Here is a 12,551-nt window from a genome sequence, read left to right as displayed (position 1 = left end):
ATCCTAATAATGAACGGTACATAGAAAAAATAATTTTTTGTCCGAAAATGTTTGAAATTGTCTTACCAGACAAATAATTGAATTCTTAAGAAGATGTTCCATTGATGGATAAAAAAAGACCGCCCAAATAGGCGGTCTTCATTCTTAATAATTGATGATTAATCTTGTTCTTGCTTTTTTAATGCAGCACCGAGAATATCACCAAGGGAAGCTCCTGAATCTGTTGAACCATATTGAGCAACAGCTTCTTTTCCTTCCGCAATTTCTAAGGCTTTAATGGATACTGAAAGCTTACGCGTTTTTTTGTCAAATGCAGTAATACAGGCATCAACTTTCTGTCCAATAGAGAAACGCTCAGTGCGTTGTTCATCACGATCACGTGCCAAATCAGTTCGACGGATGGTTGTTTCTAAATTATGGTTAACCAATTTTATATCAATACCATTGTCATTGATTCCAATAACTTCACAGGTAACGACAGCACCTTTACGGAGCTCACCAGAGGCTGCTGCTTCTCCAACTTTATCAGAGGAAAGCTGTTTAATTCCTAGAGAGATACGCTCTTTTTCAACGTCAACATCAAGAACAACAGCTTTAACGACGTCACCTTTGTTATAAGTCTCAATGACTTGCTCACCAGGACGATTCCAATCAAGATCAGAAAGATGAACCATACCATCAACATCACCTTCAAGGCCGATGAAGAGACCAAATTCTGTCTTATTTTTGACTTCCCCTTCAACTTGCGAATTTATAGGGAAATTATTGGAGAAAGCCACCCATGGATTTTCGGATACTTGCTTGAGACCAAGGGAAATTCGCCGTTTAGAAGGATCAACTTCAAGAACAGCAACTTCTACTTCTTGTGATGTAGAAAGGAGTTTTCCAGGATGAATGTTTTTCTTCGTCCAGCTCATTTCAGAAACATGGATCAGTCCTTCGATTCCTGGTTCGATTTCAACAAAACAACCGTAATCTGTGATATTGGTAACAGAACCAGTGATTTTTTTACCCACTGGATATTTTTCGCTAATGCTATCCCACGGATCATTTTCAAGTTGTTTCATTCCGAGAGAGATACGATGTGTGTCTTGATTGATACGAATAATCTGAACTTTAATCGTTTGACCGATTGTCAGGATCTCAGAGGGGTGGCTAACACGTCGCCATGCCATGTCGGTAACATGCAAAAGACCATCAATTCCACCAAGATCAATAAAAGCACCATAATCAGTGATATTTTTGACCACGCCTTCAACGATTTGATTTTCTTCAAGGTTTTGAACAATTTCTGAACGCTGTTCAGCACGACTTTCTTCTAAGACGGTACGGCGTGAGACAACAATATTGCCACGACGACGATCCATTTTCAAAATTTCAAACGATTGTGGATTGTGCATTAAAGGGGCAACATCACGAATAGGGCGAATGTCAACTTGGCTACGAGGTAAAAAGGCAACAGCACCATCAAGGTCAACAGTAAATCCACCTTTTACTTGGCTGAAGATAACTCCATCCACACGCACACCGGCATTGAATTTTTCTTCAAGACGGAACCAACTTTCTTCACGACGTGCTTTTTCACGTGATAGAACAGCTTCACCCATCGCATTTTCAATGCGATCAATGTAGACTTCAACTTCATCGCCGATTTGCAACGAACCGTCTTTACCTTTGTTACCAAATTCCTTAAGAGGAATACGTCCTTCTACCTTAAGGCCAGCATCAATAATGGCCATGTCTTTTTCGATTGCGATGATACGACCTTTAACAACAGATCCTTCATTGAGATCGTTGGTTTGGAAAGATTCCATTAAAAGGGCTTCAAAATCCTCTACCATGGGATTGTACTGTGACATAAAAACTCCTAATACATACCTTTATTACAAAAGGCATTAGCGCTGGGTTAGTGTTGACATAGGATCATTCCATAATTTTTTCCTTTAAATGGGAAGAAAAATTAGCGCTAGATATGGAAATCACCTTGATGATTCTACAGAGCTGCTCGGGCTTTTATGAGAGGATCAATCAATGTACAAGCAGCTGCAAATGCTTCTTCTATACTCAATTCGGATGTATCAAGCAAGTGGGCGTTTTCTGCTGATTTAAGAGGACTTTGTTGACGAGTCATATCGCGTTCATCGCGCTGTTTTAAATCAGCAAGGATTTTCTGATAATCTGCGTGTCTTCCTCTTTTTAAAATTTCTTGATAACGGCGCTTTGCGCGTGTTTGAATATTGGCCACAATATAAAATTTTATATCTGCATCGGGACAAACAACGGTGCCAATGTCGCGTCCATCAAGCACGCTTCCTGGAGGAATTTTGATAAAATCCCGTTGCTTAGCGACAAGAATTTTTCGTACAGCTGGTATAGTTGCTATTTTTGAAGCGGCTTCGCCAATTTCATGAGCATTGAGAAGATTTGGATTTAAAATGTTAAGATCAAGTTTTTTTGCATGTGCAATGGCACTTGTTTCATCATCACAAGTCAATCCTTGTTGTAAAAGTGCATGAGCAACGCTACGATAGGTGAGGCCAGTATCCAAATGGTGAAAATGATAATGAGCAGCAATTTTGCGTGCTAAAGTGCCTTTACCAGAAGCGGCTGGGCCATCAATTGCAATGACAAAAGGGTTCAATGAATTTTGCCTCCAAGCTGGTTCATTAAGGGGATAAATGCTGGAAAGCTGGTCGCAATTACCCGTCTATCGTCAATAGTAACAGGTTTTTCTGATGCCAACCCAAAAACAAGAAAGCACATTGCAATACGATGATCAAGATGTGTTTTGATGCATCCACCACCTAGACCTTTGGATGAGTTTTGTCCATGGATAATGAGAAAATCTACACCCTTTTCGCAATCTACATGGTTAATTTTTAATCCTTGCGCAATAGTAGAAAGCCGGTCTGATTCTTTAACACGCAGTTCTTCAATTCCGAGCATGGTCGTCTTACCTTCAGCAAAGGCTGCTGCTACTGCTAAAGCAGGATATTCATCAATCATTGAGGGAGCTCGTTCTTTTGGTACAGTAACACCTTTTAACACTGATGATCTAACACGCAGATCGGCAATATTTTCTCCACCTTGTTGGCGTTGGTTTAAAAATTCAATCTTTGCTCCCATTTCCCACAATGTTTGGATAAGACCGATTCTAGAGCTATTTATGAGAACATTTTCAATTATGATATCGGAATCTTCAATAAGAAGAGCAGCAATGAGTGGAAAAGCAGCAGATGAGGGATCACCTGGGATATCAATACTTTGTCCAGTAAGATGTGGCTGGCCGTGCATATGGATGAAACGCGTGCCCTCTTTATTTGTTTCTATATCAAGTTTAGCACCAAATAATTCTAATATTTTTTCTGTATGATCCCGGGTAAGAATGGGTTCAATAACGGTTGTAATGCCAGCTGTATTCAGGCTAGCAAGGAGGATTGATGATTTAACTTGGGCAGAGGCTATAGGCAGGCGGTAGCAAATTGGATTAGCCATTTTGGGGCCATAAAGTGTTAAAGGCAAATTGTTCGATGTTGCTTCAATATTGGTACCCATTAAACGCAGTGGATTGAGGATACGCTCCATCGGACGTTTGGATAAGGAAGCGTCGCCTGTAAAAGTTGTTTTCATGTGATAGGAACTAACCATTCCCATGATTAAGCGGGCTCCTGTTGCAGAATTGCCAAAATTTAAAGGTTTTTGTGCTTGCAATAGGCAGCCATTACCAGTTCCGCGGATAATCCAAATACCGTTTTCCTTACGAATATGAGCACCCATCGCTTGCATGGCTGCAGCTGTATGCAAAATGTCATCGCTTTCAAGAAGTCCATGAATATGTGTTTCACCATTTGCTAATCCCCCCAATATAAGAGATCGATGAGAGATTGATTTATCACCTGGTATTTTAATTTTTCCAGAAAGAGCAGTTGATTTTTGAGCTGTTGCAGGTATTGCATTTTGCATGGAAACTATATCGATTTTATCTAAATTTGACAGAATTAGGTACTTGTTAGCACATGCTGTGATAAGCTTCATAAGAAAATTCGTGCAGAATATACATTTATCTTTGACAAACACATTGTTTTTCGCTTAAGCACCGTAAAAACTTGTCATTTAAAATGAAATAACTAACTGAAGAGGCACGGTCCATGGCAAATAAAGAACTTGGAACTAAGCGTGTTGACCCAGAAACGGGAAAGAAGTTTTATGATCTTAATCGTGATCCTATAGTGTCACCTTATACGGGGATTTCTTATCCACGATCTTATTTTGAGGTTGTAGCCGCTGAGGCAGGTAGTGAAGAAGACGCTGACACTGAAGAGCTTGATACAGTAGAAAAGTCTGCCTTTATGTTACTTGAAGAAGGTGTTGACGATTCTAAAGATGATGATATTCCTGATTTAGTGGATGAAGATGTAGATCTCGGGGATGATGAAGATACGTTCTTGTCTCATGATGAAAGTGATGAGGATGACGATATGACTGATATCCTTGGTAATAATGTTCTTAGTGATGATAATGTTTAAAAAAGGCAAGAGAATTTTGTATTCTTTTTATTGAAGACGAATTCTTCTTGATCTTAGACTTTTCTCGTTCTAAGAACTTCGTTTTATGCTTTATCTTGTTTTTGAAAGAGAATCTGCTTTTTGTGGGGCTATAGCTCAGCTGGGAGAGCGCTTGCATGGCATGCAAGAGGTCAGCGGTTCGATCCCGCTTAGCTCCACCAAAAATATCAGTATACTTTTCTTTGTAGCATAAACATTTGAAATCAGGTTTATGTACTGATTAAAAAGCGCTGTATATATAATAGTTATTAAATCTCTCTTAAAGAGATGATTCTTTTTCAAGTTTTTTAAGACGATAAAGTTCTTCTAAAGCATCTTTAGGTGAAAGCTCATCAGGATGGATATTTTTTAAAGCTTCTTTAATTGCGTCATATTTATCTGTTTTTTTATGTGTGGTGGATATTGTTTGAAGATTAAATAGGGGTAAGTCATCAATTAATTTGTGCCCTTTTCCAGCCATTTCGCTTTGTTCTAATTGATGGAGAACGTCTGTTGCGCGGGTAATAACTTCTTCGGGAAGTCCAGCAAGCTTTGCAACTTGTACTCCATAAGATCGGTCAGCAGCTCCTTCAGTCACTTCGTGAAGAAAGATGACATTACCCTCCCAATTTTTGACTTTCATGGTTACATTATGAAGGCGGTCGAGTTTCTTGGTGAGTGCTGTCATTTCGTGAAAATGCGTGGCGAGAATGGCACGACAATGATTAACTTCGTGAAGATATTCAACAGCTGCCCAAGCAATTGAGAGGCCATCAAAAGTTGATGTACCGCGTCCAATCTCGTCGAGAATCACAAGAGAGTGGCTACTTGCATGATTAAGAATAGTTGCTGTTTCAACCATTTCCATCATAAAGGTTGAGCGCCCTCGTGCAAGATCATCAGAAGCGCCGACACGGCTAAATAAACGATCAACAACACCGATATGGGCCGAAGTAGCTGGTACAAATGAGCCCATTTGTGCCATAATAGCAATAAGGGCATTTTGTCGCAAAAATGTTGATTTGCCTCCCATATTTGGACCTGTCAACAACCAGATTGCTGCATATTGGTGATTGTTTTTCGCAGAGAGATTACAGTCATTGGCAACAAATGGTTCTATTGCTTGTTTTCGTAGTGCTTGCTCTACGACAGGATGGCGTCCTGCAGTGATATGAAAGGTTAGAGAATTATCAATGATTGGACGACAATATCCTTGTTCTTCAGCTAAATACGCTAAAGCAACAGACACATCTAAAACAGCAAGTGCTTCAGAAACTTTACGAATGAAATCAGCTTGTGCGATAATTTCATTCACAAGCATATCGAAGATTTCAAGCTCAAGCGTTATAACGTGATTTGCTGCATGGGCAATGCGGCTTTCAAGTTCAGCAAGCTCTGTTGTAGTGAAGCGCATAGCATTCGCTATTGTTTGTCGGTGAATAAAATGCGCTTTTGCTTGTGGATTATTCGTGAGCGCGGATGCTTGTAAGGTTGTAACTTCAATGAAGTAACCTAAAACATTATTATGCTTGATTTTAAGTGTTTTAATGTCCGTTTCTTTAGCATATCGTACTTGAAGTTCCGCAATGATGCGGCGTGATTCATCACGTAAATTGCGCATTTTATCCAGCTCTTGGTGATAATTAGGGCGAATAAATCCTCCGTCACGCTTAAGAAGTGGAAGATCATCAGTCAATGCTTGATTGAGACGAATATGCAAGGCAGTAGGTAAGCGTGAAAACACTTCTTTCACATCACTTATTTCTTGGGGAAGCAATTTATTATTGAGTAATTGATTTAGCTCACTAATAATTTCAAAACCACGCCGAATTGTAGCGATATCACGTGGTTCTCCTCGACCAAGAGCTAAACGTGAAACGGCACGCGACATATCTGGCCCCCCTTTCAAAATAAGATGGGCAGCTTCTGAAAGAGAAGTATTACGCAAGAAAAAGGCAATTGAATCAAGGCGTTTATCAATAGCTTCAGGAGATGTTAGGGGAGAAATTAAGCGATCAGCAAGAAGACGTGAACCACCTCCTGTAACTGTGCGGTCAATGGTTTTTAACAAACTTCCGTCGCGTTGGCCAGATGTGGTTCGAATAAGTTCAAGGTTAAGCCTGGTAGCAGCATCAATGAAGAGAGTCGCTTTTTCATTCTGGCGTTCGGGACGCATGAGAGGGGGGCGATGGGTGATTTGTGTTTTTTCAATATAACGAATAGCAGCAGCAATAGCTGAAAGTTCAGGGCGTGAATAATCAGCAACGCCTTCAAGGGTTGATAATTTGAAATAATTGCAAATATCATGTTCAGCGGTGATTGTATCAAAAAGAGTAGCTGATTGAGGTGAGATGATATGACCAAGAACATTAAAAAGTGATTTCAGAGATTTGTCATGCAACAATGAATCGGCCACTATCACTTCTTGCGGGTCTACGCGCATGATATCTGTTAAAAGCTTTTCATGATGACTTTCTGTAACACGAAATATGCCAGTGGAAATATCAATCCAAGACAAAGCAAATTCTTCTCTATCACTAGTTTTGATGCGGGCAAGTGTCATTAGATAATTTGCGCGTGTTGGATCAAGGAGCTTTTCTTCTGTTATGGTTCCAGGCGTAACAAGGCGAACAACTTCACGTTGAACGATTGATTTTGAGCCACGTTTTTTTGCTTCTGCAGGATCTTCCATTTGTTCACATACAGCAACTCGATAACCACAAGCGATGAGTTTTTGCAAATAATCATCAGCAGAATGAACAGGAACACCACACATTGGGATATCTTTACCTAAGTGTTTGCCGCGTGTTGTAAGTGTAATTCCTAAGGCTTGAGAAGCGATAATTGCGTCATTGAAAAATAATTCATAGAAATCACCCATACGGTAAAAAAGCAGGCAATCATTATTGACTGCTTTGATTTCTATATATTGCTCCATCATGGGGGTAAGACGTTCTTGATGTGTGCTAGATGAGGTGAAAGACTGTAGAGTTACGTTACTTTTATGTTCAGTCCCTTTTTCCATTTTTCTGCGCTTATCCCTTTACGTCTTTTTTATTTACTTCAGTCCATATCTTCATTATCTGTGAATGAAAATATATGGTAAATTACCTATAGAGAATGAGCATAATGGTTTCTGGACTATGAATCAAATTTAAAATCAAATAGTTGAACCTATAAGCCAAGCAAGATTTATACTATTTTTGGAGAAAAATAAGTAAAATGAAAAAAAGTGAGCAAGATTACAAAACCCATAAAGCGGTTTATAGTGAAAATGAACAAAAAGCTCTTGATTTTCATAGTTATGGTCGACCTGGAAAGCTCGAAATTGTTGCGACAAAATCTATGAAAACGCAGCATGATTTGGCACTTGCTTATTCGCCAGGGGTTGCTGTGCCTGTTAAAGCAATTGCTCAAAATCCTGAGCTGGCTTATGATTATACAGCCAAAGGTAATCTTGTTGCTGTTATATCAAACGGAACAGCTATTTTAGGTTTAGGAAATTTGGGTGCTTTAGCATCTAAACCAGTGATGGAAGGAAAAGCAGTGCTTTTTAAGCGCTTTGCTGGTATTGATGCCATTGATTTGGAAGTTGATACGAATGATACGGAAAGTTTTGTCAATTTAGTGCGTCATTTGGAGCCATCTTTTGGTGGTATTAATCTTGAAGATATTAAAGCACCTGACTGTTTCATTATTGAAAATCGCTTATGTGAGATAATGAATATTCCTGTTTTTCACGATGATCAGCATGGAACGGCAATTGTTGCGGTTGCTGGTATGATAAATGCTTTGCGTTTAACAGGACGCAATATAGAGAATACGCGGTTGGTTTGCAATGGTGCAGGGTCTGCAGGTATTGCTTGTATTCAATTGCTTAAGGAGATCGGTTTCCGACCTGAAAATATCCTATTATGTGATACGAAGGGGATTGTTTATGAAGGTCGTGAAGAGGGCATGAATCCTTGGAAATCTGCTCATGCTACTAAAACAGATAAACGCACTCTTGCTGAAGCGATGGAGGGTGCTGATATATTTTTCGGGGTTTCAGCGAAAGGCACATTAACCGGAAAAATGGTAAAGTCAATGGCCCCGCGGCCGATTATTTTTGCTATGGCTAATCCTGATCCAGAAATCACACCGGAAGAGGTTATGCAAGTGCGTGATGATGCTATCATAGCAACAGGTCGATCAGATTATCCTAATCAGATTAATAATGTTCTTTGTTTTCCGTATATGTTTCGTGGTGTACTTGATGTCCGTGCGACAATTATTAATAAACACATGAAAATTGCTGCAGCAAAAGCTATTGCAGATTTGGCATGTGAGGAAGTGCCGGAGAGCGTTATGGAAGCTTATAATGGCCGTCGATTGAAATTTGGTCCGGATTATATCATACCCGTTCCATTTGATCCTCGTTTGCTTTCAGTTGTTTCAACTGCAGTAGCCTGTGCAGCTATGGAAAGTGGTGTTGCCAAAAAGAATATTAATAATTTAGAGGCTTATAAGCATGATTTGAATGCTAGACGTGACCCATTTTTATGATAGATGGTGTTTAATTGTCATGTTCATTAAGCATTAGAAATAAAAAAACAGGTTAAAGATACTCTTGGTCGTGCTAAAAAATGCTGAGATCTTTGAAGAAATAATTTCTTTTATCAATGGATTAGGATTATCAGGAATGAAAAATATTGTAAGCATTTCCAAATTTCAGCTTTGTAAACAACAAGAAGGCTATGGAATTTTAAGAGTGTAGTTATCTTTCATACAAATGGAGCCTCTATTATAGAGGCGATGTAGCAATATCCTTTAATGCGATTAACAGGGTCAACTCATTTTATGAAGCCTGGCTAATCATTACCTTAAATGATTAGTATAATGTCCAAGATTATTGGTGAAGCGCTATTATGAACTTTTGAATGGATATGATACAGATTTTATAAATATGATACTACCTATATTCTCGACAAATCTTGCTAAAAAAACAAAAATACCTAATTTTATGATCTTACCAATGATAAGAAAAGCAACAACAGAGTACACATGATTGTGCTAAAAGACTGTTAGGACGATTGTGTTGGTTTATCTTTTTGCTCTGCAGTAATACGTCGTTGAAATAGAGTTACAAAATCAATTGGATCGATCCACAGAGGTGGAAAGCCACCATTTTGAGTCGCATCAGATATAATTTGCCGTACAAAAGGAAATAAAAGACGGGGACACTCAATGAAAACCAGCGGCATAATATGTTCTTGTGGGATATTTTGAATATGGAAAACACCACCATAAACTAGTTCTACATGAAACAATATGTCATTATCATCATCGGCTTTGACTGAAAGTGATAAGACAACATCGTAATTATCATCACCAACTGGATTAGCATCAACGTTAATATTGATGTCAATTTTGGGTGATTTTTCCCGTGGACGCAATGACCGAGGAGCGTTTGGATTCTCAAATGAGAGATCTTTCAAATATTGAGTCAATACAGCGAAAATAGGTTTTTCATTATCATTATTTATTTCACCACCTTGAGCCATATTAAAAACCTTTCATTATCTTAGATAATTTGTTCTAACTCTAAAAATAAGTTGGTTATCATGCCTTGCAAAAGGTTGCAAGAAACGTCCTCATTATCTTTATTATTTTTCTGTGTCTGTTAAGTTTTTTTCATTTGAATGATTATCATTGCTTTTATGCCAAGGAGATTCTTTAGCATCATAGCTTTGATAATTTTCTGCGTTAAGCTCAATTATATTTTCAAATTTATTTTGAGTAGTTGTTTTAGCGTTAGCATTGGTTTTATTTTTTAATAATGAGAGGAGGGATTGAGCACAAGTGCGTACTGATTTTATAAGAAGTAATATTCCTATAATATCGCTTACAAAACCAGGAATAATGAGTAAAATTGCACCAATAAGAATAAAAGCTTCATCGCTTATATTATGGGTTGGCATATGCCCTTGAATAAGATCACGTTGTATATTTTTAAGAAGGTTAATGCCATAAATACGGAGTAAAATGCTCCCACTTATCATTGTCAAAAAGATTAAACTTAAAGTTGCTAAAACCCCAATTTCCCTTCCAACGAGGATAAAACCAGTAATTTCGACAAAAAGAGCGCAAAGGACAATAATCAGTAAAAAGCGGGGTTTTATATGATAAAATTTTGTCACGCGAAAATTCCCTTTTCAATATTTTATATAGAAAGAATTTATATAAGCACTATTGTTTTAACTTAAACAGGGAATCATAAATACAATTTAATTAACACTATTTTGAATGGCTTTGAATGGCGAATTAACTTATTTTACATGTGTATTGATAGATGTTATTGATTGCAATGTTTTTATGGATCATTTTTAGGTTTGGAGATTGACGACAATCATGGGATTTGATGTTGTATTTGTGATTGCTCTTGTTGTTATGGTTATTGTTTTTGTACAATTACGTAATGTATTAGGTAAACGTACTGGTTTTGAAAGACCTCCTTTCAATCCTTATTCTGGTCATTCTAAAAAACAGGTTGAAGCAGATACAACAGGTGATATTACCTCATTTCCTCAGCAAATTAATGCGCAAAAGGGTGATTTTAGTGACATTGACGCAATTGCACCAAAAGGAAGCGCATTAAATGACGGTTTGCGAGCTATTCGTCAGGCTGATTCTAGTTTTTCTCCTCAATTTTTCATAAATGGTGTTCAAGTTGCCTATGAAATGATCATGACAGCTTTTGCGCAAGGCAATCGCGATCAGCTTAAAGAACTTCTTTCTCAAAATGTTTTTGAAAGTTTTTGTAAGGCTATTGAACAGCGCGAAAAAAGAAATGAAAGAATTCAATTTACTTTTGTTGGGATTAATAAGGTTGAATTTATTGCAGCAGAAATGCAAAAAAGAGAAGAGTTGCTCACTGTGCGTATTGTCAGTGAAATTATTTCCGTGATTTATAATGAGCAAGAAGAGCGTATAGATGGTGATCCTGAAGCTATTGTAGAAATCAGAGATGTCTGGACTTTTGTTCGTGACAGTGTATCGAAAAATCCAAATTGGAAGCTTTTTGCAACGGAAGATGAAAGTTAAAATAATTTTTTGTTTATTTGGTGTTTTGAATAAGATTCAATAAAGTTGGAAGATCAAGTGGCCATAAATGAATGGGAAGAAAAACTAAAGCTATTGATTGCACAAGATCGTTTGTTGTGGGAAAAGGTTTGTCAGACTGTCATACCTCTTCATAGAGATTTATCTCCTTCCGTGCAAAAAGATATTGAGAATATCGGAAATAAAAAATTACAAGTGGCACAGGTCGCTCCACTCTTTCAAGAACCTCAACAAAGATCAGCGATGGTTAGGGGAAGAAAGGAGATGGTTGCGCAAACAGAAAAAATACAGCATTTCAATCGCGCAATATATCGTAAAGTTGCGAAAGGTCACCGTCCTATCGAAGCACGGATTGATCTCCATGGTCTTGTACAAGATGAGGCTTATTTTTCTTTAAAAGAATTTTTTCAGTCTTCTCAGCAGCGTGGATTGAGTCATGTTTTGGTTATAACAGGAAAAGGCCGATCACATGGGAGTGATGGTGCTTTGTATCGGTTTGTTCCTCATTGGTTATCAACGGCGGTTTTTCGATGCTATGTTTATGCATTTGAGCAAGCTAGTCCCCAGCATGGTGGCCGGGGTGCGCTTTATGTTTGGCTGCGTCGTTCTATCTAAAGGGCATAATGCTTTTGGCTTTATACCAGTTGCATAGAGTATGATGTTTTCGGGTAATATTTTGGAGAGACGCTGTAGGGTATAAAAGGCGATTTTTACATTACAGTTTTGCTTCTTTCGATTGATTAAGGGCAATATAGTGCAAATTATTTTGTTCTATCCATTTTAATGAAAATAATTTCATATATTTGTGAGCGATAGGAAAACTATAAATTTTCCGAGGTTAATCTGTAACGAATTCTAAAATTTCCTCTTGATTCCTTATTTAAGGTAGCGCTGATGAGTTATCTT

At 38.0% G+C, this 12,551-nt stretch carries 9 protein-coding genes, 1 tRNA gene and 1 pseudogene; 5 read left to right on the top strand and 6 right to left on the bottom strand.

The annotated features are described in order from the left end of the window. Window positions 1-158 precede the first annotated feature (158 nt). From rpsA to aroA, 3 genes are all read right to left on the bottom strand, one after another. Window positions 159-1,859, bottom strand: a complete 1,701-nt coding sequence (gene rpsA, locus BARBAKC583_RS06350) for a 30S ribosomal protein S1 (RefSeq protein WP_005768082.1) — start codon at window positions 1,857-1,859, stop codon at window positions 159-161. Between the two features lie 134 nt (window positions 1,860-1,993). Then, on the bottom strand, window positions 1,994-2,641 hold the full coding sequence (cmk, locus tag BARBAKC583_RS06345; RefSeq protein WP_005768080.1) for a (d)CMP kinase: 648 nt from the start codon (window positions 2,639-2,641) through the stop codon (window positions 1,994-1,996). Next, on the bottom strand, window positions 2,638-3,963 hold the full coding sequence (gene aroA, locus BARBAKC583_RS06335; RefSeq protein ID WP_005768078.1) for a 3-phosphoshikimate 1-carboxyvinyltransferase: 1,326 nt from the start codon (window positions 3,961-3,963) through the stop codon (window positions 2,638-2,640). Before aroA ends, cmk begins: the two co-directional genes overlap by 4 nt. A 185-nt stretch (window positions 3,964-4,148) precedes the next feature. Between aroA and BARBAKC583_RS06330 the strand changes: the two genes are divergently transcribed. Beyond that, window positions 4,149-4,526, top strand: a complete 378-nt coding sequence (locus BARBAKC583_RS06330) for a TIGR02300 family protein (RefSeq protein ID WP_005768077.1) — start codon at window positions 4,149-4,151, stop codon at window positions 4,524-4,526. 124 nt (window positions 4,527-4,650) lie between these two features. Then, window positions 4,651-4,726 (top strand) — tRNA-Ala (locus BARBAKC583_RS06325). A 98-nt stretch (window positions 4,727-4,824) separates the two neighbouring features. Here BARBAKC583_RS06325 and mutS read toward each other — a convergent pair. Then, a complete protein-coding gene (gene mutS, locus BARBAKC583_RS06320; RefSeq protein ID WP_005768075.1) occupies window positions 4,825-7,569 on the bottom strand; it encodes a DNA mismatch repair protein MutS in 2,745 nt (914 codons plus the stop codon). Window positions 7,570-7,766: 197 nt separating this feature from the next. Between mutS and BARBAKC583_RS06315 the strand changes: the two are divergent. Beyond that, window positions 7,767-9,080, top strand: a pseudogene (locus tag BARBAKC583_RS06315) (malic enzyme-like NAD(P)-binding protein); the annotation flags it as partial. A gap of 527 nt (window positions 9,081-9,607) precedes the next feature. On the opposite strand, the gene secB reads toward BARBAKC583_RS06315, so the two are convergent. Both secB and BARBAKC583_RS06305 read right to left on the bottom strand, forming a co-directional pair. Continuing rightward, window positions 9,608-10,087: a protein-export chaperone SecB gene (gene secB / locus BARBAKC583_RS06310; RefSeq protein WP_005768069.1), complete on the bottom strand. Its 480-nt coding sequence runs from the start codon at window positions 10,085-10,087 to the stop codon at window positions 9,608-9,610. A 102-nt stretch (window positions 10,088-10,189) separates the two neighbouring features. After that, window positions 10,190-10,723, bottom strand: a complete 534-nt coding sequence (locus BARBAKC583_RS06305) for an FxsA family protein (protein ID WP_005768066.1) — start codon at window positions 10,721-10,723, stop codon at window positions 10,190-10,192. A gap of 211 nt (window positions 10,724-10,934) precedes the next feature. Between BARBAKC583_RS06305 and BARBAKC583_RS06300 the strand changes: the two genes are divergently transcribed. Together BARBAKC583_RS06300 and BARBAKC583_RS06295 are read left to right on the top strand one after the other, a co-directional pair. Beyond that, window positions 10,935-11,627: a Tim44/TimA family putative adaptor protein gene (locus tag BARBAKC583_RS06300; RefSeq protein WP_005768063.1), complete on the top strand. Its 693-nt coding sequence runs from the start codon at window positions 10,935-10,937 to the stop codon at window positions 11,625-11,627. 57 nt (window positions 11,628-11,684) lie between these two features. Beyond that, window positions 11,685-12,260: a Smr/MutS family protein gene (locus BARBAKC583_RS06295; protein WP_172952863.1), complete on the top strand. Its 576-nt coding sequence runs from the start codon at window positions 11,685-11,687 to the stop codon at window positions 12,258-12,260. The last annotated feature ends 291 nt before the right edge of the window (window positions 12,261-12,551 follow it).

Source organism: Bartonella bacilliformis KC583, assembly GCF_000015445.1.
In the GTDB taxonomy this organism is placed as follows: domain Bacteria; phylum Pseudomonadota; class Alphaproteobacteria; order Rhizobiales; family Rhizobiaceae; genus Bartonella; species Bartonella bacilliformis.
Note: the sequence above shows the minus strand (reverse complement) of the source record. Positions and strands in the feature narration are given on the sequence as shown.